Here is a 23808-nt window from a genome sequence, read left to right as displayed (position 1 = left end):
CACGGGCCGGTCTCTTTACGACCAGTTTCACGACCAGCTCCACGAGCAGTTGCGCTGCCGGGAGAAACAGGGAGTCAAGATGGGCCTGACCGCGAAGATCCGTACGCGGGACGGATGGGCCGTGTCGCACGCGGTCGTCACGGTGACCGACATGACCGGCACGCAGGTGCTGCGCGCGGAGGCGGACGCCGACGGAGCCGTACGGGACGCCACCGAGCTCGCCCCGGGCGCGTACACCGTCATCGTCACGGCCGTCGGGTATGCGCCGGTGGCCTCCAGCGCGCTCGTCACCGCGAGCGGACGGGCCGAACTGGGCGCGGTGACGCTGGCCCGGCAGGGCGGCACCGAGCTGCCGCCGCCCGGGCCGTGGACCATCGACCCGGCGCACTCCTCGGTGGGCGCGGTCGCCCAGCACCTGGGGATCTCCAGCGTGCACGGGCGGTTCACGGAGTTCGCCGGGCGCGTCGAGATCGCCCCTGACGAGGTGGAGAAGTCGCGCGTGGACGCGGTGATCCGGGCCGCGTCCATCGACACGGGCAACGGCATGCGCGACGACCATCTGCGCTCGCCGGACTTCCTGGACGTCGAGAAGCACCCGGAGATCACGTACCGGTCGACGGGTCTCACGGCCGCGGGCGCGGACCGCTGGACCGTGCACGGGGAGCTGACCCTGCACGGGGTCGTACGGCCGGTGGACCTGGACCTGGCGTACCTCGGGACGGGCGCGGACCCGTGGGGCGGCACGCGCGCCGCGTTCCGCGCGACGACCGAGCTGCGCCGCGAGGACTTCGCCATGAACTACAACCAGGTGCTCCAGGCGGGTATCGCCGCGATCGGCACGACCCTGAAGGTGGAGCTGGACATCCAGGCGGTGCAGGGGGAGTCGCTGCCGCAGGTCTGAGCGTGGGCGTAGGCACGGCAGGGGCAGGCTTGTCGGACCGCACGGGCCTAGGCTGGCGCCATGGCACCGAACATCGCGACCAACACCCGCGTCTCCCTCGACGAACTGCTGGACTTCGTACGCCCCCGCCATCGCGCCATCCTGCTCACGCGCAGGGCCGACGGCAGCCCGCAGGCCTCGCCGCTGACCTGCGGGGTCGACGACTCGGGGCGGATCGTCGTCTCCACCTACCCCGAACGGGCCAAGACCCGCAACGCCAAGCGGGACGAACGCGTCAGCCTCCTCGTGCTGAGCGACGACTGGAACGGCCCCTGGGTCCAGGTGGACGGAACGGCGGAGGTCATCGACTCACCGGAGTCCGTGGAACCGCTGGTCGAGTACTACCGCAACATCGCCGGTGAGCACCCGGACTGGGACGAGTACCGCGAGGCGATGGTCAAGCAGGGCAAGTCGATCATCCGGGTCACGCCCGAGAAGTGGGGCCCGGTGGCCACCGGCGGCTTCCCGGCACGGCTGGCGTCCGGGGAGTAGCGCGTCAGCCCCGGGCCACCATTGCCTCGATGCCCGCCACCAGCAGGTCCAGGGCGAAGTCGAAGTCCCGTTCCCACATCTCGTGCACGGTGTCGCCGCCGCGGGCCGCCATGATGTCCTCGGACTCCTTGACGACCTCGGCGGCCTGCGGGTCCTGCGTCACCGCGGTCAGGGCGTGCTTGAAGTACTCGTCCGCGGTCATGCCGAAGTCGGCGCTGCGGGCGTTGAAGTGGCCCTCGATCGTGCCGAAGCCGTACACGAACTGGAAGACGGACGAGATGGCCGCCGCCAGGCCGTGCGCGGGCAGTCCGGTGCGGCGGATGACGCGTTGCACGGCCCGGGCGAAGGCCAGGTTGTTCGGGCCGATGTTGAGGAAGGTACCGGCCAGCGGCGACAGCCAGGGGTGGCGGACCAGCAGCGAGCGGTACTCCCTGGCCAGTGCGCGCAGCTGGTCGCGCCAGTCCTCGTCGGCGTCCGGCTCCGGCAGGGCGATCTCGCCGAAGGCCGCGTCCAGGGCGAGTTCGAGGAGGTCGTCCTTGGTGTCGACGTACCAGTAGACGGACATCGCGGTGACGTTCAGCTCGGCCGCCAGCCGGCGCATGGAGAACTTGGCCAGCCCCTCCGCGTCGAGCAGGCGGACGGTCACCTCGGTGATCCGGTCCCGGTCGAGCCCCGAGGGCTGCCCGCCACGACCGCCCCGGCGGACCTTGCCCTCCAGCCACACGCTGGTCCGCGCCGCCCGCTCGGCTGCCCTCACCATTGGCGCACCTTCCTCGACCTACGTTTCACTGATCACGATGCCAGACGGCAGCCGCCGCAAGGGGCGCGGGACTGCATCGATGCCGCTCCGCCGCGTGGGCGCACACGACCACCGGGCCACCCGAGCTCCTGGACAGGTCCTAGGCGACCACCACCCCCGAGTCTGCCCGCTCAGCCCGCCGCAGCAACGCCGCCGCCACGAACCCACCCAGCAGTACCGCCACCGCTCCCACCAACTGCCCCGTCTGCAACCCCGCGGCCAACCCGGCCGACGGCACCCGGGAGCTGAGTACCGCCCCGAGCACGGCAACCCCGAGCCCGTTCCCGAACTCCGCGAGCGTCCCGTTGATCCCGGCCCCCACCCCCGCCTTCTCCGGAGGAATCGCGCTCATGATGGCGTGCGCCATCGCCGGGTTGGCGACCGCACACCCCCCACCGATCAGCAACAGCCCCACCAGCGTCCCCGCATAACCCCCGGCGTCCAGCAGCGCGATGGACACCAGCCCACCCGCCATCAGCACCATCCCCAGCGCAATGGACACCGGCGTACCCAGCCTGGCAGCCCACTTCGCCGTCAGCCCCGAGAAGTTCAGTACGACGACCGTCAGCGCGAGCGGCGCCGTCCGCAGACCGGCCTCCAAGGGGCCGTAACCCAGCACGAGTTGCAGATGCTGGGTGAGCAGGAACAACGCCCCGCCCATGCCGAAGGTGATCAGCACCGCACCGGCGACCGCACCCGTGAACCGCCGGTCCCTGAAGAAGTGCAGGTCGAGCATGGGATACGGGATCCGGGTCTCCCAGTACGCGAAGGCACCCAGGACCAGGACGGCGACCGCCGCCGTCCCGAGGACCCGCCCCGACGTCCACCCGTGCCCCGGCCCGGAGATGATCGCAAACACCAGCGCGGCCATGCCGATCGTGGAGAGCAGTGCGCCGAGGAGGTCGGGGCGGTCACCGCGCGGATTCCGGGACTCCGGGACCAGGGCCACGACCGCCATCAGCCCCAGCGCCACCACCGGCAGGTTGACCAGGAAGATCGCTCCCCACCAGAAGTGGTTCAGCATGAACCCGCCGAGCAGCGGCCCCGCCGCGAAACCGAGCGCGTTGACCGCCGCCCAGATGCCGATGGCCTTCGGCTGCTCCTCGGCCGCGAAGATCTGCATCGCCACGGCCAGAGTCGTGGTCAGCAGCAGCGCGCCGCCCACGCCCATGCCGGCCCGTGCGGCGATCAACTGCCCTGTGCTGCCCGCCAGTCCGGCGGTCAGCGAACCGACCCCGAACAGGGCCAGACCCGCGATCAGCATCTTCTTGCGGCCGTAGCGATCGGCCGCGCTGCCCGCGGTGAGGAGCAGACCCGACTGGACGAGCGAGTACGCGTTGATCATCCACTGGATGTCGGAGGTGGCCGCGCCCAACTCCCTGGTGAGGGAGGGGATCGCCACGTTCAGGACGGTGTTGTCGAGCAGCACGGTGAGCTGGGCGAGACAGATGACACCGAGGATCAGCCAGCGTTGGGGGTGGCCCTGCGGCCGGCTCTGCGGGGACGTAGACATGCCATACACCGTATAGCGGAGCGCTATACGGTGTACAACACATTTCCTTCGGCTGCTAGCTGCTCGCCTTCTGCGTCAGGTCGTAGAAGGTCGACGAACCGGCCGTCACCTTCTTGAAGTTCTTCTCGACCCACGAGGTGATCTGCGAGGACGTACCGCTGCTGCTGCCGCCCATGCCGCCGCCGCCCGTGCCGGACGAGATGAAGTAGTGGATCCTGCCGTCGGCCACGTACTTCTTGAACTGCGCGAGGGTCGGGGACGGGTCGGTGCCGTTGAAGCCGCCGATCGCCATCACCGGGTCGCCGGTGGAGAGCTGGTAGCTCGCCGCGTTCTGCGCGCCGATGGCCGCCGCGACCCAGGTGTACTGGGACGAGTTCGCCTCCAGCAGCTTCTTGGCCTGGGCGGAGACGGACGCGCCGTTCAGCAGGCCGCCGACGCCACCGCCGCCGCCCAGGCCGCCGCCCGTCCGGCCGCCGGGCATACCGCCCTGCTGGTTCCGGGTGCCGCCGTTACCGTTCTGCTGGGTCTGGCCCGGCATTCCGCCACCGAAGCCGCCGTTGCCGGTCATGCCGCCGCCCGGGAAGCCGTTGCCGTTCTGGGTGTTGCCGTTGCCCTTCTGCTGGTTCTGCCGGCCCGGCATGCCACCGCCGCCGAAGCCGCCCCGCATGCCGCCACCGCCGCCGCCCATCATGCTGGCGCCGGCCGGGCCCGCCGTGACGATGGATCCGGTGTGCGCACTGTTCACGGTGGACAGGGTGTACGCGGTCGGGCCGGCCAGTGAGGCCAGGATGCCCACGGCGGCCGCCCCGAGGGCGAGCTGCCGGTTGATCCGGCCCGCGAAGATCAGGCCGAGCGCGGCGACCAGGCCACCGACCAGGACCAGGTACTTCAGCCAGGGCAGATAGTCCGAGGTGCGGTTGAGGAGTACGTAGCCCCAGGCGGCGCTCGCCACGACCGCGCCCGCGAGGGTGAGGGACGCCCAGGTCTCGCGCCGCCTCTCCCACAGGAGCGCGGAGCCCATGCCGACCACGGCGGCGAGGTAGGGGGCGAGGGCCACCGTGTAGTACTGGTGGAAGATGCCCGCCATGTAGCTGAAGACGACCATGGTCAGGAGCAGCGAGCCGCCCCAGACCAGGAACGAGGCGCGGGTGACGGAGGTCCGCCGGTACTTGCGCGTGGCCACCAGGCCCGCGACGAAGAGGATCAGCGCGGCCGGCAGCAGCCAGGAGATCTGGCTGCCGACCTCGGAGTTGAACATCCGGTTCCAGCCGGTCGCCCCCCACATGCCGGTGCCGCCGCCTCCGCCACCGCCGCCGACGCTGCCGGTCTCGTTGCCGCTCAGGCGCCCGAAGCCGTTGTAGCCGAAGGTCAGCGAAAGGAAGCTGTTGTCCTGCGACCCGCCGATGTACGGGCGGGAGGAGGCGGGCCACAGCTCGACGATCGCGACCCACCAGCCGCCGGCCACCACCAGCGCGGCCGTCGCCGCGGCCAGCTGCCCGAGGCGCTTCTTCAGCGACACCGGCGCGCAGACCGCGTAGACGATCGCGAGGGCCGGAAGGATCAGGAAGGCCTGCAACGTCTTGCCGAGGAACGCGAATCCGATCGCGACACCGGCCCACACCAGCCACTTCGTACGGCCGTCCTCCAGGGCCCGGACCACGAAGCAGCAGGCGACCGACATCAGCAGCGCCAGCATGGCGTCCGGGTTGTTGAACCGGAACATCAGCGCCGCGACGGGGGTGAGCGCGAGCACCGCGCCCGCGATCAGTCCGGCCGCGGGACTGAACCGGCGGCGCACGGACGCGTAGACGACGGCGACCGTCGCGAGGCCCATCAGGACCTCGGGGACGAGGATCGCCCAGGAGCTGAGGCCGAAGATCCGGACCGACAGCTCCATCGGCCACAGGGAGGCCGGGGGCTTGTCGACGGTGATGGCGTTGCCCGCGTCCAGCGAGCCGAAGAAGAACGCCTTCCAGCTCTTGCTGCCGGCCTGGACAGCCGCCGAGTAGAAGGAGTTGGCGTAGCCGGAGGCGCTCAGGTTGTAGAGGTAGAGCAGGCCGGTGGCCAGGAGCAGGCCCCAGAAGGCCGGGCGTACCCAGCGAGGATCCTCGGGGCGGCCACGCCAGAGTCTGCGGACGAAGGGCTGCTCGGGTTCACCGGCCCTGGGAGCCGGGGCGGTCGGTGGAGCAACGGGCTCCGGAACGTCCGTGGTCGCCGTCGGTGGCGGGCCCCATGCGGAGGGGCCCGGCTGGGTCGTCCGGTCGTAGTGGGTGGTCATCGTCAGTCCCTCGGCTCGGTGTCGGTCGGGCGCACCGGCTGCAGATGCATGGTGGCGTCCTCCCAGCGCTGGTCCGCGACTTCACCGGCGCGGAACTGGGTCGTGTGGTACGAGTTCGGATGCGCGACGGGACGCTGCGGGAGCGGCTGGTACGGCTGCGGGTGCTGGGCGTACTGGGGGGCCGTGGCGTACGTCGGCGAGGACGGGCCGCGCTCCGGCGGGTGCGAGGCCACCACGGTGGACGGCTCGCTGTCCCGCCGGTCGGAGAAGACCCAGGCGCGGAAGAGCAGGAAGCGCAGCACGGTCGCGGCGAGGTTGGCGGCGACGAGGACCGCCAGCTCGGTGGAGTGCCCCGGGTCGGACGTCGCCGCGTTCAGGGCGGCGAGCGAACCGCTGGTCAGCGCGAGGCCGATGCCGAAGACGACCAGGCCCTGCGCCTGGTGCCGGACGGCGCCGCCGCTGCCGCGCACCCCGAAGGTGAGGCGCCGGTTGGCCGCCGTATTGGCGATGGCCGAGACCAGCAGGGCGAGCGCGTTGGCGACCTGCGAGCCGCCGAACTGCCGGAAGAGGCTGTAGAGGACGAGATAGAAGAGGGTCGACAGGCCGCCGACGACACAGAACCCGACGAGCTGGCGGGCCAGCCCCTTCGGCACGTCCTGGATGTCGCGGTCGCGCGGGTCGTCGCCGAACGGCCGGGTGATGCGGTCCAGCGGCAGCGACCCGGTGGCCAGGGCCTTGCCCACCCGCCACACGCCCTTGAGGTCCTCGGTCGCCGTCTTCACGAGGTGGACGGTGGAGTCGGGGTCGTCGACCCAGTCGACCGGCACTTCGTGGATACGCAGCCCCGCGCGCTCGGCGATGACCAGCATCTCGGTGTCGAAGAACCAGCCGGTGTCCTCGACCAGCGGAAGCAGCACCTGCGCCACATCACGCCGGATCGCCTTGAAGCCGCACTGCGCGTCGGAGAAACGGGCCTGCAGCGAGCCGCGCAGGATCAGGTTGTACGCCCGGCTGATGAACTCCCGCTTGGGCCCGCGCACCACGCGGGAGGAGCGGGCCAGCCGGGAGCCGATCGCGAGGTCCGAGTGGCCGGAGATCAGCGGCGCCACCAGGGGCAGCAGCGCGTTGAGGTCGGTGGAGAGGTCCACGTCCATGTAGGCGAGGATCGGCGCCTCGGAGGCGGACCACACGGTCCGCAGGGCGCGACCACGGCCCTTCTGCTCCAGTCGGAAGGTGGAGACCTCGGGGATCTCCGTCTCCAGCCGCGCCGCCACCAGCGGGGTGGTGTCGGTCGACGCGTTGTCCGCGATCGTGATCCGGAACGCGTACGGGAACGTGCGCTTGAGGTGGTCGTGCAGTCTCAGCACACACGGCTGGAGGTCCTTCTCCTCGTTGTAGACGGGGATCACTACGTCCAGGACAGGCGTACCGGCGTCGCCGGCCGGGAGGTGCTCCCGCGCCGGCAGGGTGCCGGGAGAAGAGTCGGTTCGCATGCGAACGACTCTGGTCAAGTGCCCTGTTGCACCCATGTGGTGGCACTGTGGTCTGCCTGTGAGTGCGGCTGCCGACGCGTCTCGGGGGCCGGGCGGGGCACCACCGGGGCAAGCGCCGGCAGATGCACGGTGAACACCGTGCGTCCGGGAACGCTGTCCACGGTCACGGCACCGCCGTGCGCGGTCGCGACGGCCTGCACGATCGCCAGACCGAGGCCCGTCGACCCAGAGGCACGAGAGCGCGAGGAGTCACCGCGGGCGAACCGCTCGAAGACGTGCGGCAGCAGCTCCGCCGGGATTCCCTGCCCGTTGTCCTCGACGTCCACGCACATCCACGGTCCGCGCCGCTGCACGCGTGCCGTGACCGTCGTACCGGGCGGGGTGTGCTTGCGGGCGTTGCCGAGCAGATTGACCAGCACCTGCTGGATGCGGGCCGCGTCCGCGGACACGAGCGCCGGTTCGTCGGGCAGGTCGAGCCGCCAGTTGTGGTCCATGCCGGCCGCCCGGGAGTCGCTGACCGTGTCGACGGCCAGGGGGATGAGGTCGGTCTGCTCGAACTGAAGCGGACGGCCTGCATCAAGCCGCGCGAGAAGAAGGAGGTCCTCGACGAGCAACGTCATCCGCCCCGCCTCGGACTCGATACGGCCGAGGGCGTGCCGGGTGTCGGGGCCGACCTGCTCCCTGCCGCGCCTGGTCAGCTCGGCGTACCCGCGGATGGAGGCCAGGGGAGTGCGCAGTTCGTGGCTGGCGTCGGCGACGAACTGCCGTACCCGCATCTCACTCTGCTGCCGCGAGTGCAGCGCGGCATGGACGTGGTCCAGCATCCGGTTGAGCGCGGCCCCGACCTGCCCGACCTCGGTGTGCGGGTCGGTCTCGGACTCCGGGACGCGCTCGCTGAGGTTCACCTCGCCGGTGTGGAGGGGGAGTTCGGAGACCCGGGTCGCGGTGGCGGCGACGCGGCGGAGGGGGCGGGTGGCCACGCCTACGAGGACGTAGCCGGCGATTACGGCGGCGCCGAGGCCGGCGGCGGTGACGCTCACCTCGACGAGGATCAGGGTGTTGATGTTGCCGTCGGTTTCGGCTGTGGGGAAGCCGACGTAGTAGCCGCTCCTGTACTCGACTCGGTACGTGCCGAGCCCCGGAAGGTCCACAGTGTGTGCACGGCCGTCGTGGGAGACCTGGCCCAGGGCGGTCTTCTGGTCAGCGGTGAGGTCCTCGGCGCTCATCTCGAAGTTGGACGTGGACTTGTTACCGACCTTGCCGTCGGTAACGGCGCCTTTGACGACCTTGGCCGCGAGCGTGCCAAGCGTTCCGGAGGGCTGCTGCGGGCTGTGCTTGACGAAGTCGCCGAGATTGGGCGGCTTGCGGATCTGGCTCTGCTGGTCGCCGGGGCCGGGCGCACCACCCTCCCTGCCCGCACCGGGCGGCCCGAAGTCGCCCGACACACGCGTGACCGCCTCGAACAGCTGCTTGTCCAACTGGTCGTACAGATGCTGCCTGAGCGCCAGCGTCGTCACCGTACCGATCACCGCACACACGGTGGCGATCAGCACCACGGAAGCAACGACGAGCCGCGCCCGCAGGGTGCGCGGCTGTCCCGCTCGTCGCCTCTGCGTACGCGGTCGTCGCCGTCCGCTCATGACACGGCAGGCTTGATCAGGTAACCGGCTCCCCGCCGGGTGTGGATCATCGGCTCACGACCGGCGTCGATCTTCCGCCGCAGATACGAGATGTAGAGCTCGACCACATTGGCCTGTCCACCGAAGTCGTACGACCACACCCGGTCGAGTATCTGCGCCTTGCTGAGCACGCGCCGCGGGTTGCGCATCAGGAAGCGCAGCAGCTCGAACTCGGTTGCGGTCAGGTGTATGCCCTCCCCGGCACGGCTGACCTCGTGGCTGTCCTCGTCCAGCGTCAGGTCACCCACGACGAGCACGGAGTCCGAACGCCGGTCGGCCGCACCGGAACGCCGGATCAGCCCCCGCAGCCGCGCCACGACCTCTTCCAGGCTGAACGGCTTGGTGACGTAGTCGTCGCCGCCGGCGGTGAGACCGGCGATCCGGTCCTCGACGGCGTCCTTCGCGGTCAGGAACAGGACGGGCACGTCAGGCAGCTCACGGCGCAGCCGCCCGAGCACCGTCAGCCCGTCCATGTCCGGCAGCATCATGTCGAGTACGACGGCGTCGGGCCGGAACTCCCGCGCGGTCTGGATGGCACCCGTGCCATCCCCCGCACTCCGGATCTGCCATCCCTCATAGCGAAGAGCCATGGACAGCAGCTCGGTGATCGACATCTCGTCGTCCACCACAAGCACTCGGACGGGGCTCCCGTCCGGCCTCAGCAGTTCGGTGCGCCCCTGGGGCGAGGTCGTGGTCATGGTGACCACACTGTCGGGACCCTCTGAGAGCACCCTTTCGGCAACCTGTGATTTCCCTGAGAAACGCACAGGCGCCTCTCAGGCAACCCCTGGGAAGCTCCTGACCTGCCGGCACCTGCCCGTGGGCTCTCACAACCCGAACAACCGCGCCCCGTTGTCATGGCAGACGGCCCGCAGCCACGCGTCGCCCAACCCCAGCCGCTCCAGCGCCTGCAGCTGATGAACGTACGGATACGGGATGTTGGGAAAGTCGCTGCCCAGCAGAATCCGGTCGCCGAGATCACCGAGCCGTGCCAGCGCCCGCCGCGGGAACGGCGAGAGCCGCTCGCCGAAGTCCGTGAACGCCATCGTCGTGTCCAGCCGCACCTCCCGGTACCGCTCGGCGAGGTCGAGGAAGTCCTCGTACTCCGGCATCCCCATGTGCGCGACGATCAGCCGCAGCCGGGGATGCCGGGCCAGCACCCGCCCGACCGGCTCCGGCCCGGTGTGCTTGCCGGGCGCGGGCCCCGACCCGCAGTGCATCACCACCGGAACCCCGGACTCGGCCAGCAACCCCCAGACTCTGTCGAGGAGTTCACTCGCCGGGTCGTACGCCCCCACCTGCACATGCGCCTTGAAGACCCGCGCTCCGGCGTCGAGGGCTTCCTGGACATAGGCCTCAACGCCCTCCTCCGGAAAGAGGGTCGAAGTGTGCAGACAGTCCGGAGTGCGGCCGGCGAATTCCGCGGCCCAGCTGTTGAGCCACTGCGCCATGCCCGGCTTGTGCGGGTAGAGCATGGCGGTGAAGCGACGCACGCCGAACTCCCTGATCAGCGCGACCCGTTCCGCTTCTTCCTTCCGGTACGTGATGGGCCACTCGACGCCGCCGGTCAGCGGCCCCAGTGAGTCGAAGTAACCCCAGACCTTGCGCAGCACCCGCTCGGGCATGAAGTGGGTGTGCACATCGACCAGCCCGGGCAGCCCGAGCCGCTGCCAGAACCGCCGCACATCCTCGGCCTCAGGCATACGTCCTCGCGAATCCGTAACTGCGCTCGCCCAGGCGGTGGACGGTACGGGCTGATCGTTCATGCCGTCCACGATCGACCGGAGAGGGACGGGGTGTCCAGTAGCCCCTACCAAAAGAGGCTCGCGCTGGTCGGAGGCTGGTGTCCACGGTGAAGATCGTCTGCCCTCTCGACTGAGACCGTTGCAGGGGTACGGGGGACCTGGAGCGGATCACCGCTCGCCTGAGGCGAACTGACGAGCCGAATCCGAGTCCCGGCGGATTCGGGTTCGCGGCACGTGGCGATCTGACGGATGAACAATGGGCCACAGTGGAGCCTGTGTTGTGGATGTTGCACTCAGCGTTCTTGGCCGTAGCCCGCGAACCGTGCGACGCCATCGCGCGTTACCAGAGAGCGACTGTCGGGGAATCGGAGCAGGAGCGCAGGTATTCCCGCTCGCCAGAGACATGGCGGGGCGATTCCGCGGAGGTCACACGATTGGCCGCGCCCGAGATGAAACCTGCCGCAGGCGTATGCAGAGTGATGGACAAGAAAGCAACACCCCAAACACACGCTTGGAGATATCCATGTCACGAATAATCGCGATCGGTGCCGCCCTTGGCTTCGCTCTCGCTGCCACGGCCGGATCCGCGATGGCCGCGCCGTCCGTCCTTCACACCGCCGCAAAGACCACAACGGTCCAGTCCATCCCGATCGCCTACCACCACGGCGGGGATGATGGCGACTGCGACGGCGTCGGCAACCAGTGTGCATGACACCTATCCCCGCGTGAGATAGGGACAGGCAGAGGAGGAGGGCTTTATGCCTGTCATTTCCTCCTCTGCCTCCCTAACGCGCAATACTCACTCCACGAATATCCCGCGGCCGGTGCCGGCTCGCCATAGACCCGGATCCCGGAGGCAGCCTGCTACAGCCGGAGCAGCCCAGACGTTGGTCGGGGTTGCCATTCACTGCTCATCTTGATTATTGAAGTGTGCTGACAACTCAGAACAAGCCGTCCTGCGCGCTGGGTGCACGCTTGTACTCCCTTATCGGAAAGGTGAGTTCGCCCTCTCCTGCCGGTCCCTCGACAGGAAGCAACTCCCACCCCCGCATCAACCGCGTATCCAGCACAACGACGTCACGCCCGGCCACCAGATGCAGATCCGGCCCGGCCGCCGCAACCAACCGCCCGCTCACCGCTCCGCCCGCGCCGAGCCCGGTCACCTCGCCGACGGCGGCCGGCAGGTCGGCCAGCCCGAACACCTCGGCGTGATCGACCGGTTGGCAGGGCTCGCGGGCGAGTGACTCCGGCCAGCCGTCGAGTGCGAGCGCCCGCCCGTGCAACTCCTCGACCTCTGCCGCCCGTTCCGCCGCCGCCACCGGCAACCCGGACCGCACCGCCCGCTTCTCGGCGTACGGAATCCGGTCCGGCACCTGGAGCGCGGCCCGCAGCAACTCCTCGGTGCGCCGCGCCGCCATCAGCGGCCCCACCCCCAGCCAGCTGAAGCACACCGCCCCCTGCTCAAGCAGCCGGGCGGAGCCCCGCTCTTCGGCGGTGATCCCGACTTTGACCATGCCGGGTCCGAACCACGCCAGATACACGTGGTACCGCCGCGGGTCGTCCGCGAGCGTGTCGGCGGCCACCGAGTGCGCCCGGTCCAGCCGCGCACACTCCTCGCACCGCGCCCCCGTACTCCGCCCCGGCACGACCGCCCGCACCGGACACGCATGTCCCCGCGCTCCCACACACGTCCGTACACCCCCGTCCGCGACCCTGAAGGCCACCCGTTTCCCCCAGGTCAGCGCCGAGCGCCGCCCGCCGTCCCATGCCAGCACGGGACCGTCTGCCGCCCATCGCAGCCCCGAGCACTTCCATGCCTGTGCCATCGCCTTCGAGAGTAGGGGGCGGCACTGACAATGGGCCGTGACGAGGAATCCGAGCAGGTCGGCACTTTGGTGCAGCCGGTTCAGCGCCCTGACTCAGCGACGGCGGCAGGCTCCGGCCCCCCGCCGTCGGCCGCGGCCACCGCGCCGTACGACTCCGCCGTACGACCCGCTCCCCGCCCGCGCCCGGCCAGCCGGCAGCCGACGCACCCGGGATGCCCCTCCCGCGCCGCCAGATCCCGTACCCGCCATCCCCACTGCTCCCTGGGCCGCCGCCCCGGCGGCTTGCCCCACCCCGCAAGGTGCAGTGCCCAGGTCACCAGGGCGCTCGCGACCACGATGCCGAGGCCTCCGGCCAGTGTGATCACCGATGCCGTACACACCCCGAGGCCCAGCACCGCAGCCCCCGCGCTCGCGACCGCGAAACCGGTCCAGCCCGCGACCGTGTGCCCCTCGTCATACTGGTGTGCGCTCATGCACCCGCCTCCCCGAGGACGAACGGGATCCGGACAGCGACCAGACAGCACGGCGCCCAGGTCCCTCACCTCCTAAGGAATTTAGCTTATAAACCTCTCACGACCTAAGGGAATCAGGGAATCCGCAATGCAAGCCAAGCCGCGCCCGACCGCCACCCCGGCCCAGGCGCTGTCGGCAATGGACCACCTCATCGCGACCAGCCTGATCGGCCAGCAGGAGATGGCCCAGCAGATAGGCCTGAACGTCACCGACCTGACCTGCTTCGCCTACGTCATCGAGGCCGGCGACAACCTGCTCACCGCCGGTGACCTGGCAGCCCGCGCCCACGTCACCACGGGTGCGGTCACCGGGATCCTCAACCGTCTGGAACGCGCCGGTTACGTCACCCGCCGCCCCGACCCGACGGACCGCCGCCGGGTCCGCGTGGCCGCCCTGCCGGACGCGGAGGCCCGCGTCCGCGAGGTCTACGAGCCGTACTACGCCCGCCTGAACGAGCTCTTCGCCGACTACTCCCCCGATGAAATCGCCGTCCTGACCGACTGGTTCACCCGCGCGAGCGCCCTGGCGGCCGGGTACCTGGAAGAGCACTGCCGAACGGACTGAGCCGGACCTGCTGCGGGCCGGCCTCCCGCTCCACGCCGGGCAACTTCGGCGAGGACGGGCTGCCCACCCCACGGTTGCGGCGACCAGGCGACGGCACCGTTGGACCCGGAGCAACCTCAGGAGAGCGAGCTCGCCCCGCTGCCCACCGCCTGGGACAGCCCTCGCCGATCCCTAGTGGCGGCAGCTGCGGGACGAGATCGCCCACCCGAGCACCACCGAGGCCTTCCACCGCCTCGCGGCCGCCGTTTGAACTCGTCCATCTGTGTCGGTGTCAGATCACGACGAACACGAGGCCCCGAAATCCTTCGGCGCCTCAAATACGTGTGGGACCAACAGGATTCGGGCCGCCACGGGTCGGAGCGACGGTGCCAGGTTCGCCCGGTTGCGCGCCATTGACCCCGTATGCCAGCTCCGAAGAGCGCGGCGGGACATATCGGATTAGCCTCCCAAATGAGCGCTTAGTGGATCTTTGATGGTGCGCTCCATTCGACCCAAGGAGGAGTCATGCGCAAGCTTCACAAGGCCGCTGTCGCGGCCGCCATCCTCGGTAGCTTCACCCTCATAGGCACCGGCACCGCCACCGCCCAGCCCGCGAACCTCATGCATGAAGGCGGCGGATGCAGGTCCCACGACCTGAATGTCGACATCCTCGGCCAGGTCGGGCTGCTCAACGGTCTGCTGGGCAATGCGCTCAACGGCGAGGGCAACGCGGGCGGCCAGAACAACCACGTCGGCTCCAGTACCTGCGAATAGGTGGCCACTGATCGCGTCACGTAGCTGACCGACTTGGGTCTCGGCGCCCGGAGCACAGCTCCGGGCGCCGAGCGCTGTCTGCCCTCCAGGACCGCCGCACTCCCCAGACACCAGAGGCCCCGGATCCCCCGGGGCCTCTTGTCTGTGTGTCAACTCCCGTACGTGCGCGGCATTCACTCGGAGTTCCCGCGGCGGGACCTGGCCCTCAGGAACAGCGCCCCCGCCACGCCGGCAAGGAGGGTGCCGCCCACCGTCCAGGCCACCACGCCGAGGCGCGATGCGCCGGCGGAATGCGCGGCCGTCTGCTCCGTGGAGCAGGCCTTGCCCCGGGCGGCGCCGGTGACGCGCAGCCGGGCCCAGGGCTTGGCCGGGCCGGTCTGGCCGACTTCGTGCCGGTAGACGACGTAGAGGCCGGGCGCGGCGTCGCACTTGAGGGTGGCGGTGGCGATCACGGCGGCTTTGCCGTCGCGCAGGACGGGACGGTCGGTGAAGGCGCGGGAGGTGAGGCTGTCGCCGCCCGATGCCTCGGCGTCGCTGCCGGTGATCGTGATGTGGCTGCCGGCCCGGAAGGTCCGCACGTCCCACTCCGACTGGGGCCAGGGGGCGCCCGCAGCCCAGCGTTCCTCCGGATTGGGCCGGGGCAGTTTCTTCACCTTGTCGTGGCAGGCCCGGCGCGCGGCCTCGGCGGCCGGTTCCACGCGCACCCGAGCCCAGTGGATCGGATGCTCGTCCTGGCCCACGCCTCCCGCGCCGTGCAGCAGGACCGGATAGGTACCGGGCTGGGCCTCGCAGGAGATGGTGACGGCGGTGGTCAGCAGCGGATTCACCATGCGCAGCCTGCCTGACGCGGTGAACACGGACGAGCGCATGATGTCGCCGTATCCAGCCTCGTACCGTCCGTCCTTGCCGTATTTGGCATCGATCGTCAGCTGATCGCCAGGCCGCACCGACCGGACACTTCCGTACGTGAGCGATGCCGTTGACTGCGAGCCCGAGCCCGAGGCCGGTCCGGCCGCCAGCAGGGGAAGCAGGAGCGGGAGGGCCGCCCACGCGGCAGTACGGAATCCGTCCATCGTCTTTGGCCTGTCCCGTCTGTGACGCCGCGCCGAGCAGCACCGCGCAGGTCGGTATGCCGACCCAGTCCATCATCGAACCTGTGTCCGATCATTCGGCTCGGCATCCACACCATTCGACGGACTCAAGACGGAAAGACATCTCGTCGCGTTCCAGATACAGATGGATTCCGGCCCTCGCGCCAGGTCTGTGCGCGGGCACACTCGGCACCGGGCGGGGTCCCGCCGCGACCGGCACTCCACTGCCGACGGCTCCGGCCAAGCCCTGGGCGCTATCGGCAAAGACCTCCCGGCCGACCGGCTCCCCCGCTCCCTCGGACGGACCGAGCCTCAGCCAGGGGGTGACGTACTGGACGGCGGACCGCATGGACAACGCGGTCCCGGTCGGCCGTACTCCGCCGACTCGCGCCGCGGCAAACGCCAAGAGCCCCGGAACTCTCGCCGGGACTCTCGGCCCGCCGTCGCCGGCCGAGGGGGAAGGCTTCTCCCGCTCCGCAACTCCCACGGGCGTTCTGCTTGGATCAGCCCATGACTGTTGTCGCACCGGGCGCAAGACGAGAGAGCGCAGAGCTCGCGGTCTGGCTCGGCGGGGCGTCCGTGGCGTGCTGGCTCTGCTGCCCCTTCTGGATCCTGGTCTCCTTCATCGCGCTGCCCCTGGCCCTCGTCGGTCTCGTGCGAGCGTGCGTCGAGTACCGCGCAGCAATGTCGGGTCGAGCGAGCAGGCCGAAAGCCGTAGTGGGTGCCGTGTTGTCCCTCCTGGGGGCAACGGCTGCGATCACCTACATGGCCTTTCTGGCCAACCATCCGGATCTTCCCGTCCAGGGGTAGCGGCCCGGCTGACATGCCGTGCACGGGGGAAAGCGGTGGGACGGCGTACGGCGTACCGCGACGTCACCGGCCGAAGCCCTGAGCCCAGTTGCCGTCACGTCAGATGCGATCGGCCCCAAACGCAAGAAGCCCCGGATCTCTCCGGGGCCCCTCATCTGTGTGCACTCGGCAGGATTCGAACCTGCAACCTTCTGATCCGTAGCTCTACAGAGATCGGCCATTGAGGGTCATTCAGGTCGCCGTGGGCCCTACGAGAGCTGCTGTTGGGCGCTGCCGGTTGCTGGGGTTGCTGTACTTCGCTGCTGTACAGCAGCGGGCGCTCGTTGCAGCTGATCTCGCTTGACCCAGGCTCGTTGCTCAGGCACCTGCGTTCGCCACAACACACACGTACTGAGGGGGGCGTGCGCCGTCATCGTTCGGGAAGTCCAGAACGGCCGCATAGGTCATCCTGGTCTCGGGGTAAGACTCTGCGCAGTCTGGGGGACTGTCATAGAAGACAGACGTGCCGTCCGGCTGGATCGCCTGGCCGTCGGTACCCACCAGGTCGGCCCCGCACTGGTACCCCGGCGCGTTCATGAGGAGGGTGGCATCCCTCCCAGTGCCATCGCTGCTGCCTGTCCAGGCGAGGCAGTAGCTGGAGCTGGGGTCTCCGCCGGTCGCCGGCTCCGAGATGACGTGAACGGTTTGAAGGGCCGGGGGTCCGCCGCAGAGCGCCTCAATACCAACGACGTACCAGGGTGCCCCTGGAGTACATATGTCGGTCTTCGGTTCACAGCTGGTTGGTCCGTTCGGCGTCTTGTACTGCGCCTGAATGCATGAATGTGCCTCGGTCGCCGAGGGAGACGGTGCCGCACTCGCAGAGGTGGACGGCGTTGCGGACGGCGAGGAGACAACCGCCTTCGCCCGTTCAGCTCCTGAGGCGCTGTGTGTTGCGTGACCACGTGCTGCGACGTCCCTGGCGGGAGCGTTACCCGTTGGGTGGCGAAGTATCAGAGCTGCGCACACGCCGATGATGATCACCACGACTCCACCAGCCAGTGTTGCCTTCCAGGGGAAGCGCTGGGGTGGGACGTCACGGATGACGGGGATGTTCTCAAGCGTGTCGCCGTTATGGAACGCGAGAACCTCATCCGGGCGCGGCGGTCTCTGTGGCGGTGGTGGTGTGCTCACGGTCCCCCCTGCTTGCTACGCGTAACGGCCACCGTAGGACAGCCGGATTGCAGGTGGGGTGAACTACTCAGAAGAGCTACCCCGTCGTGATTCACCCGCTGGCGCTGGCCGGGACTCGCCGGGCTCACCCGCGACGGACCGAGCATCGCGAACTCGCGGTGAGCAGCAGGGGCTGCTGCACGATGGTGTGCGCTTGTGGTGCGCGTCCGCTTCGGTGCCCTGCCAGGTCGGGCTCCCCCTGCTGCGCAACAACCACACGTGGCCTGCTTGGATCGGCCCATGGCTTCTGTCGGCGCACCGGACGAGACACGAGAGAGGTCAGCACTCGCCATCTGGTTCGGTGGGACGTCCACGGCGTGCTGGCTCTGCTGCCCGTTCTGGGTACTGGTCTGCTTCATCGCGCTACCCGTGGCCCTCATCGGCCTCGTGCGGGCCTGGATCGAGTACCGGGCATCAAGGGCGGGCCGGGCGAGCAGGCCGCGGGCCATAGTGGGTGGCGTGTTGTCCCTCCTGGGAGCAACAGCGGCGATCGCCTACATGATCTTTCTGGCCAGCCATCCGGATCTTCCCGTCCAGGGGTAGGAGTCCAGCAGCCACCGTGCTCCTGCGCCCTCACGCTTTCCAACTGTGGTGGTGGGGTGTTGGGGTGTGTGCGGGGGCGTTCACCTGGGTTCATGGGCGGTTGGCCGCCGGTGCTGGGAGGGCTGCGGGTCCCGCCTGAACGGCCGTGAACGGTGCTGAATGAGACGGAAACTGAGACGGCCAGGCATGGTACTAGGCCCGACCTCGCCACCATGGCACGTCCGGGCTGTCAGCCGGGATGACCTTGGCTCTTGCCAGGATCTTCCTGTCGAGGGCCCATACGAGGGCACGTAGCTCACGCGCGCTCTTCCTCGGCAGGGCGTGAAGTACGGCTTCGAGGTGGCCGCGGAAGTCGACGCCGTAGCACCCGCACTCGAGGATTCCGCAGTCGGGACCCACGAGTGGATCCGCGAGTTGTCTGAGAGGGCCGTGGGCCAGGGCCTTCCAGTGCCAGAACGCTTCTTCCGTGGCTTCGGGCCAGAAGCGGGTCCGCGCAAGTCGGCACAGGTCAGCTGTGCAAGATCCTGAGAGGCGGTCAATGAACGGGTACCGTCGCTGCCTCGGCCGGCGGGTAGGACGGTCACCCCGCAGGGATGAGGGGCGCCTACGCGGCATTGCTCCTTCGGCTGTCGGTCATGAGGGCAAGGTACAGAACGACGTGTTCGGTGGTCACCGTGTATTCGGTGACCAGAGCTCTGAGCTTGGGAAGCCGCGATCACTTGGGGCCGGTCTGGGCGCTGACCTGGGTGAAGGGTAGGGGGCGGGCTCGGCTGCTTTCACCGTGGTTCCCCGTTTCTCCCCGCTCGTTCTGGTTCGGTAGTGGTGCGCCGGGCCCATCCCCGTTCCGGTCTGCTCGGTTCGGGCCTCATCGCTGAGGTGGGCGCACTATCGTCGCGCACATGAAGGTCCGTCACAATGTGCGTGCGATTCTGCTCGATGGCGGTCAGCTGGTGTTCCTGCGCCGAGGATGGACGGGCGGCGCCCCCTATTACACGACCGTCGGTGGGGGCGTCGAAGCTGAGGACGCCGACTTTGAAGCGGCTCTACGCCGTGAAGTGATGGAAGAGATCGGCGCCACGATCGGCCCTGCGACCGAGTTCCTGACCTTGACCGAACCGGGCGAAAAGGTCACCGTCGTACAGCACTACTTTCGCGCTGACGTGCTGGACATGGATCTAAACCGCCGCAGCGGGCCCGAGCTCGACGATCCCGACATAGGCGACTTCTCGCCGGTACGAGTCGCGTTGGACGCGTCAGCCGTGAGAGCGCTCGAACTTCATCCGCCCGAACTCGCCAAGCACCTACGGGACCACGCCGAATATTGGGGTACCTGAAAAGTGGCGCCGCCACTCGGCGGTCTCACAGAGGCGCCCCGTACTCCCGCATCGGGTACGCGGATCGTCTCCTTCACGTCCACCTTGCTGATGTCGATCCCCGCGCAGCGTTCGTGGATCACGTCCATCCCCCCGGCACCCCCTTCTCGTTCACGGCTGTGGGCGCGTGACCGGCCTACGGGGGTCCGGCAGGCTGAAGGAACTGATTCACGTGCTCGAAGCAACACATCCGGGTGCCTGACGATGGACCCCCGCCGTCCTACTGAGACACAGGCTCGGATCGCACCAAGTTTCCTCGACGTCCGCCGGACGGCCACCCACCGATTTTCACGCCCACCGGGATCCTGCTGGCCAAATGATCGACTGGCGCGGCGTGGGGCCCGAGCGCTGGGGCCCGGAGACGAGCGGCTGACAACGAAGGCATCGCTCAGCGTCTTGGGCCGACTCACGTGCTTACAAACACCACGATTCAGCCACCGACGGACCTCAGCAGGGGAACAACATCAGGGGACAGATCACTCTCCGACCACGCTCGGACCTCTCGGCTCCTGCCCACACGATTGAGCCCGTACCTTGCCTGCTCCAGGACCGAAGCGCCCCAGTTGTCGTTGCTCCATTCGCCGCTGGCTCGGGAAACCTCAACGTCGAAGAGCGCCTCCCGGCGGGCGTCGGCCCCCGCACGCAGGCCTATGATCCGCAGATCCGAGAGTGAGGGCGCTGCAGCCCAGACCCTACGGATTGTCGCCAGAAGATGCGTACCCAACAGTTCGGCGTACACCTGGTTGAACTCGGTCTTTGGCCACGCCTTGGCCGACAGTCTGCCGGTGGGGGTGGTATGCGCCATCTTTTCGGGGAGCACTTTTGATCCCGGGAGCACAACGGCGATTATTGCCACGGAACCGCACGCGTCCCTCACCTCGACCGGTGACGGGCTATCGCGGAAGGCATCAATGAGAGCCATCGTGACAACAGAACGTTCACCGCGACAGAGGTCGCCCCACCAGGCGTCGGCGGCGCTCTGCCGTTCCTGTTGATCGCGCTGGGCGCGGGTGAAAACGTCGGCGGCTTGGCTTTCACCGTAGTCGCGCGCCTGCTTACGGATCTGCTGTCGTCGGCTGCGCTGCCACCATCGTGCTTCGATCTTGCGGCGCGCCCATTCCGACTCCACGAACGGTTTCGGATCAACGGACGCAGGCTCAGGGATCAGCGGGCGCCGAGCGTCGTTGAACTGTTGATGCCCGACGGCCATAAGCTGACTCAGCTGCTCCAATGAGGTAGCCGCCTCGGTCGCACGTACTCCACTGCCGACCATGTTCCCGCTCGCGTCAGGCGCCTGAGTCCCAAGGGAGGACGGGCGACCTGTCCCCGGAGTATGCCGTCCCCCGCTTCCAAGGGCCGCATCGATGATCTTGTTCTCGGCTGCCCCGATCGGATTGGTGACGACATACTTGGCGCGGCTCAACTGTTTGACCGGCCGGGGAGTCACCGCGTTCTTGACCGTCCGCGCGGGATGCATCGCATGGCGCACAGACCGAGGCGTCGCCTTGCGCACCGACTTGCGGACCACACGCCTACCAAAGCCCATGCCCGCCTCCTCCAGGAGCCCAGACATAAGCCTACGACTGGAGGAGCGGGGAGACCCCTGTACCAGCCGGGGGCATGAGCTTAGGAAGCTCAGCGTATCCAGGGGTCGCTCCGGTGCTGGCCTGTGGCGGAGCGGACTCGGCGCCTCGTGGGCGCTCGGCTGATTACCCGGTGTTCCCCGCGGCTCCCCGCACGATCTGGCATGGGTCTGGCACGGCCCTCCGTCTTCGAGATGGTCTGAGCAGCCGTCATCTGCGCCGCATGCCTGAATGGGGTTGACGAGGAGCCGCGCCTGTTGCCTCGTCCCAGGCGTCTACGTCCGCGGTGCGGCTGATCACCGTTCCGCACTGGTGAAGACCGTGAGACGGCTACCCACATCTTGGCGCCACCTGGCGATGGGATCGCTACGATCTATGTATGTGCAGTGGCTTCCTACCTCCGTTTGCATACGGCAGCAAGGAGGGCCGCCACGTCGGTACTTATAGGAGAACTGAATGTCACAGTCCAGGATTTTGGCAGACGAGGTCGCCCTTATTGACTCTGTCGACCGGAACGTCTCGTCGGTCAGGACTCGACAACTAGATCTCTCCTTTAACGAACTTGCAGACATGTATGAAACCGGCGAGTTGATCATTCAGCCGGAATATCAGCGACTCTTTCGATGGACCGAGGGAGCGCAATCGCGATTCATCGAGACTCTCATCCTTGAACTTCCGGTTCCTCCCATTTTTCTAATGGAGACGGAAGAGAATGTTTATGAGCTAATCGATGGATTGCAGCGAATCTCATCATATCTCAACTTTCGCGGAAAGTTGACGATCGATGGCGAGCTTCAGCGTGCCCTGGAACTCGAGGACTGCGATATTGTCCCTGAGCTTAATGGCCACACCTACGAGTCTTTGCCTGTGTCGCTAGTTCGGCGCCTGAAGAGGAATTTCATTCGGGCCGAAATCCTCCGCAAAGAAAACGATCACCGCCTCCGCTACTATATGTTCAAGAGGCTGAATTCTGGTGGAGAGTCCCTGGAGCCGCAAGAAATCCGCAATTGTACGATCCGGCTCCTTAGCCCTCAGTTCAATAACACCCTGATGGAGTGTGCGAAGAACGACGATTTTCGGTACTGCATCAGTACGGTCGGCGATGGTCCGATCGAGAAGAAATATGATCAGGAACTGGTATTGCGATTCTTTGCGTTCCGAAATTGGGCCACCAAATATAAGCATGAAGTCGGCGACTTCCTGACAGAGTATATGGAGGCTGCGTCGGACCCTGAAGGTCCTGCCCCCGAAGTATTCGACCCCGAGAAGGATGTCGCCAATTTTGTCAAGGCATTTAAGTGCCTTCGGGTTGGCGCAGAGAAGGCGGATGCAATTGGGCAGCGTATCTTCGGTGCTGTCGACGTGCGGGGCAACATCCGTGGGCAGTTCGCCGTCTATCACTTCGAAGGATTCGCCCTTGGCATCCAGGGAATCTTGAATGATTTGAACCCAGACGACTCGGAGCAGATGGAGCGGCTGGGAGAAGCGATCAGTCGAATTAAGAAGAATCCTGAGGTGCGCAACCATACAGGGGGAGGAAAGAATACCGGGCCTGCATTCAGGCAGCGTGTGAAGTTCTTCTCTGAGCAATTGCGCGAGGTTGTCGCATAATGGCTGACGCCGAAGCGCTAGCGGTTCGCTCTGCGCTCGAGCGCGAAGTTTCATGGAGATGGGACGAGGTCCGAAGGTTGAGAAACCTTCAGTCGTCCGATGCTGCTGACCGTGATGAAGTGAAGAATGCATTGCGGAGAGCGCTATTGGTCCTTCTTTATGCTCACGTGGAAGGGTTCGCCAAATTCGCGTTTGAGCAATATGCGGATGTCGTAAACAAGGCGAAGCTTCCCGTTGAGAAAGTCAAGAACCCTCTGGCGGCTGCATGCTTGTTGGATCGGTTCAAGGTCTACAGGGCATCCGGAGTGGCGGACCCGCATGATCCTTCGGGAAATCGCATGAGGCAAGTCCTCAAGGATGCCGAGTTTGTGGCTGACATGTTCCAGCTACAAAAGAAGACGGTATTGCTTGACGTGGAGAAAGTTACGTCTTCGGACTCCAACCTTTCTTCATCCGTTCTTCGCAGGAACATGGCCCTTCTGGCCCTTGATGACAGCGACATACACAAATTTACCAGTGCGCTAGACGGTCTGTTGAAATTGCGCAATGGTATCGCTCACGGGGAAAATGTAAATCTCAAGAGCGACCCAACCTATGTCAAGCTCGAGGGGCGAGTCCGGGATCTTTGCGACTCCCTTACGCGAATGATTTATCAGGCGGTAAGGGATGAGCTTTACAAGCGTTAGCGAGAAGCGATAGGTCGGCGGAGCGGCTTTGGGGTGGCGCTGCTTTGGCGCGAGTGATCATGGCCCCGTAAGCTTCCGGCGCGTCGGGCAGTCTGTGGACCTGCCCGGTAAAGCACGACGTTGGGGCCATGATCTGCGAGGCTCGCGCCAAAGTGGCTCCGTAAAGCCGCGGAGCCGACCGCCCCAGCCACGGCGTACTCCCTCTCTGGCATTAGCCTCGAACTTTCGTGATGGTCCGCCGACGGAGTTGGTGGACCATCAGGCGTTCTGCGGCTGAGCGTGGGCAGGCCAGCGGCCCGAGTGTCGT

20 protein-coding genes are annotated in these 23808 nt (G+C 67.6%); 9 read left to right on the top strand and 11 right to left on the bottom strand.

From position 1 onward, the window contains the following. The first annotated feature begins 79 nt into the window (after positions 1-79). On the top strand, positions 80-901 hold the full coding sequence (locus ACWCRD_RS36350) for a YceI family protein (RefSeq protein WP_450969985.1): 822 nt from the start codon (positions 80-82) through the stop codon (positions 899-901). A 60-nt stretch (positions 902-961) separates the two neighbouring features. Next, positions 962-1432, top strand: a complete 471-nt coding sequence (locus ACWCRD_RS36345; protein WP_450969984.1) for a PPOX class F420-dependent oxidoreductase — start codon at positions 962-964, stop codon at positions 1430-1432. A 4-nt stretch (positions 1433-1436) separates the two neighbouring features. Here ACWCRD_RS36345 and ACWCRD_RS36340 read toward each other — a convergent pair whose 3' ends face one another. From ACWCRD_RS36340 to ACWCRD_RS36310, 7 genes are all read right to left on the bottom strand, one after another. After that, positions 1437-2192, bottom strand: a complete 756-nt coding sequence (locus ACWCRD_RS36340) for a TetR/AcrR family transcriptional regulator (RefSeq protein WP_450969983.1) — start codon at positions 2190-2192, stop codon at positions 1437-1439. 139 nt (positions 2193-2331) lie between these two features. After that, positions 2332-3744: an MFS transporter gene (locus tag ACWCRD_RS36335; protein WP_450969982.1), complete on the bottom strand. Its 1413-nt coding sequence runs from the start codon at positions 3742-3744 to the stop codon at positions 2332-2334. Between the two features lie 55 nt (positions 3745-3799). Beyond that, the gene (locus tag ACWCRD_RS36330; RefSeq protein ID WP_450969981.1) at positions 3800-6022 is read right to left on the bottom strand and encodes a glycosyltransferase family 39 protein; all 2223 of its coding nucleotides are present in this window, start codon (positions 6020-6022) and stop codon (positions 3800-3802) included. A gap of 2 nt (positions 6023-6024) precedes the next feature. Then, positions 6025-7515, bottom strand: coding sequence for a glycosyltransferase (locus tag ACWCRD_RS36325; RefSeq protein ID WP_450969980.1), 1491 nt, complete (start codon positions 7513-7515; stop codon positions 6025-6027). A gap of 14 nt (positions 7516-7529) precedes the next feature. Next, the gene (locus ACWCRD_RS36320; RefSeq protein WP_450969979.1) at positions 7530-9155 is read right to left on the bottom strand and encodes a HAMP domain-containing sensor histidine kinase; all 1626 of its coding nucleotides are present in this window, start codon (positions 9153-9155) and stop codon (positions 7530-7532) included. Continuing rightward, the gene (locus ACWCRD_RS36315; protein WP_450969978.1) at positions 9152-9892 is read right to left on the bottom strand and encodes a response regulator transcription factor; all 741 of its coding nucleotides are present in this window, start codon (positions 9890-9892) and stop codon (positions 9152-9154) included. Before ACWCRD_RS36315 ends, ACWCRD_RS36320 begins: the two co-directional genes overlap by 4 nt. A 129-nt stretch (positions 9893-10021) precedes the next feature. Continuing rightward, on the bottom strand, positions 10022-10897 hold the full coding sequence (locus tag ACWCRD_RS36310; RefSeq protein WP_450969977.1) for an amidohydrolase family protein: 876 nt from the start codon (positions 10895-10897) through the stop codon (positions 10022-10024). 565 nt (positions 10898-11462) lie between these two features. Between ACWCRD_RS36310 and ACWCRD_RS36305 the strand changes: the two genes are divergently transcribed. After that, a complete protein-coding gene (locus ACWCRD_RS36305; protein ID WP_450969976.1) occupies positions 11463-11651 on the top strand; it encodes a hypothetical protein in 189 nt (62 codons plus the stop codon). A gap of 229 nt (positions 11652-11880) precedes the next feature. On the opposite strand, the gene ACWCRD_RS36300 is transcribed toward ACWCRD_RS36305, so the two are convergent. Further along, complete coding sequence (locus tag ACWCRD_RS36300; RefSeq protein WP_450969975.1) at positions 11881-12765, bottom strand: DUF2797 domain-containing protein; 885 nt, start codon at positions 12763-12765, stop codon at positions 11881-11883. Between the two features lie 80 nt (positions 12766-12845). Continuing rightward, positions 12846-13238 carry an HGxxPAAW family protein gene (locus tag ACWCRD_RS36295; protein ID WP_450969974.1) on the bottom strand — a complete coding sequence of 131 codons (393 nt, stop codon included), beginning with the start codon at positions 13236-13238 and terminating at the stop codon, positions 12846-12848. 127 nt (positions 13239-13365) lie between these two features. Between ACWCRD_RS36295 and ACWCRD_RS36290 the strand changes: the two genes are divergently transcribed. Continuing rightward, complete coding sequence (locus tag ACWCRD_RS36290) at positions 13366-13842, top strand: MarR family winged helix-turn-helix transcriptional regulator (protein WP_450969973.1); 477 nt, start codon at positions 13366-13368, stop codon at positions 13840-13842. A gap of 504 nt (positions 13843-14346) precedes the next feature. Beyond that, on the top strand, positions 14347-14595 hold the full coding sequence (locus ACWCRD_RS36285; RefSeq protein WP_344403306.1) for a hypothetical protein: 249 nt from the start codon (positions 14347-14349) through the stop codon (positions 14593-14595). A 173-nt stretch (positions 14596-14768) separates the two neighbouring features. Here ACWCRD_RS36285 and ACWCRD_RS36280 read toward each other — a convergent pair whose 3' ends face one another. Further along, on the bottom strand, positions 14769-15542 hold the full coding sequence (locus tag ACWCRD_RS36280) for a hypothetical protein (RefSeq protein WP_450969972.1): 774 nt from the start codon (positions 15540-15542) through the stop codon (positions 14769-14771). Between the two features lie 2403 nt (positions 15543-17945). Between ACWCRD_RS36280 and ACWCRD_RS36275 the strand changes: the two genes are divergently transcribed. Together ACWCRD_RS36275 and ACWCRD_RS36270 are read left to right on the top strand one after the other, a co-directional pair. After that, positions 17946-18248, top strand: coding sequence for a hypothetical protein (locus ACWCRD_RS36275; protein WP_450969971.1), 303 nt, complete (start codon positions 17946-17948; stop codon positions 18246-18248). 899 nt (positions 18249-19147) lie between these two features. Then, the gene (locus ACWCRD_RS36270) at positions 19148-19582 is read left to right on the top strand and encodes an NUDIX domain-containing protein (protein WP_450969970.1); all 435 of its coding nucleotides are present in this window, start codon (positions 19148-19150) and stop codon (positions 19580-19582) included. A gap of 469 nt (positions 19583-20051) precedes the next feature. Here the strand turns inward: ACWCRD_RS36270 and ACWCRD_RS36265 are convergent, their stop codons facing one another. Next, entirely contained in the window at positions 20052-21149 is a 1098-nt protein-coding gene (locus tag ACWCRD_RS36265; RefSeq protein WP_450969969.1) for a hypothetical protein, read from the bottom strand. Between the two features lie 511 nt (positions 21150-21660). On the opposite strand from ACWCRD_RS36265, the gene ACWCRD_RS36260 reads away from it, so the two are divergent. Continuing rightward, the gene (locus ACWCRD_RS36260; protein ID WP_450969968.1) at positions 21661-22815 is read left to right on the top strand and encodes a DUF262 domain-containing protein; all 1155 of its coding nucleotides are present in this window, start codon (positions 21661-21663) and stop codon (positions 22813-22815) included. After that, on the top strand, positions 22815-23501 hold the full coding sequence (locus ACWCRD_RS36255) for an MAE_28990/MAE_18760 family HEPN-like nuclease (RefSeq protein WP_450969967.1): 687 nt from the start codon (positions 22815-22817) through the stop codon (positions 23499-23501). The genes ACWCRD_RS36260 and ACWCRD_RS36255 overlap by 1 nt, the downstream gene beginning before the upstream one ends. The last annotated feature ends 307 nt before the right edge of the window (positions 23502-23808 follow it).

The organism is Streptomyces sp. NPDC002092 (assembly GCF_053593775.1).
This window is presented reverse-complemented; position numbering and strand designations above follow the sequence as displayed.

Coding starts and splice junctions, on each gene's coding strand:
- ACWCRD_RS36270 (WP_450969970.1), top strand. CDS start 19,148: ATGAAGGTCCGTCACAATGTGCGTGCGATTCTGCTCGATGGCGGTCAG.
- ACWCRD_RS36315 (WP_450969978.1), bottom strand. CDS start 9,892: ATGACCACGACCTCGCCCCAGGGGCGCACCGAACTGCTGAGGCCGGAC.
- ACWCRD_RS36305 (WP_450969976.1), top strand. CDS start 11,463: ATGTCACGAATAATCGCGATCGGTGCCGCCCTTGGCTTCGCTCTCGCT.
- ACWCRD_RS36320 (WP_450969979.1), bottom strand. CDS start 9,155: ATGAGCGGACGGCGACGACCGCGTACGCAGAGGCGACGAGCGGGACAG.
- ACWCRD_RS36255 (WP_450969967.1), top strand. CDS start 22,815: ATGGCTGACGCCGAAGCGCTAGCGGTTCGCTCTGCGCTCGAGCGCGAA.
- ACWCRD_RS36275 (WP_450969971.1), top strand. CDS start 17,946: ATGGCTTCTGTCGGCGCACCGGACGAGACACGAGAGAGGTCAGCACTC.
- ACWCRD_RS36295 (WP_450969974.1), bottom strand. CDS start 13,238: ATGAGCGCACACCAGTATGACGAGGGGCACACGGTCGCGGGCTGGACC.
- ACWCRD_RS36300 (WP_450969975.1), bottom strand. CDS start 12,765: ATGGCACAGGCATGGAAGTGCTCGGGGCTGCGATGGGCGGCAGACGGT.
- ACWCRD_RS36345 (WP_450969984.1), top strand. CDS start 962: ATGGCACCGAACATCGCGACCAACACCCGCGTCTCCCTCGACGAACTG.
- ACWCRD_RS36330 (WP_450969981.1), bottom strand. CDS start 6,022: ATGACCACCCACTACGACCGGACGACCCAGCCGGGCCCCTCCGCATGG.
- ACWCRD_RS36285 (WP_344403306.1), top strand. CDS start 14,347: ATGCGCAAGCTTCACAAGGCCGCTGTCGCGGCCGCCATCCTCGGTAGC.
- ACWCRD_RS36350 (WP_450969985.1), top strand. CDS start 80: ATGGGCCTGACCGCGAAGATCCGTACGCGGGACGGATGGGCCGTGTCG.
- ACWCRD_RS36290 (WP_450969973.1), top strand. CDS start 13,366: ATGCAAGCCAAGCCGCGCCCGACCGCCACCCCGGCCCAGGCGCTGTCG.
- ACWCRD_RS36325 (WP_450969980.1), bottom strand. CDS start 7,515: ATGCGAACCGACTCTTCTCCCGGCACCCTGCCGGCGCGGGAGCACCTC.
- ACWCRD_RS36335 (WP_450969982.1), bottom strand. CDS start 3,744: ATGTCTACGTCCCCGCAGAGCCGGCCGCAGGGCCACCCCCAACGCTGG.
- ACWCRD_RS36310 (WP_450969977.1), bottom strand. CDS start 10,897: ATGCCTGAGGCCGAGGATGTGCGGCGGTTCTGGCAGCGGCTCGGGCTG.
- ACWCRD_RS36260 (WP_450969968.1), top strand. CDS start 21,661: ATGTCACAGTCCAGGATTTTGGCAGACGAGGTCGCCCTTATTGACTCT.
- ACWCRD_RS36340 (WP_450969983.1), bottom strand. CDS start 2,192: ATGGTGAGGGCAGCCGAGCGGGCGGCGCGGACCAGCGTGTGGCTGGAG.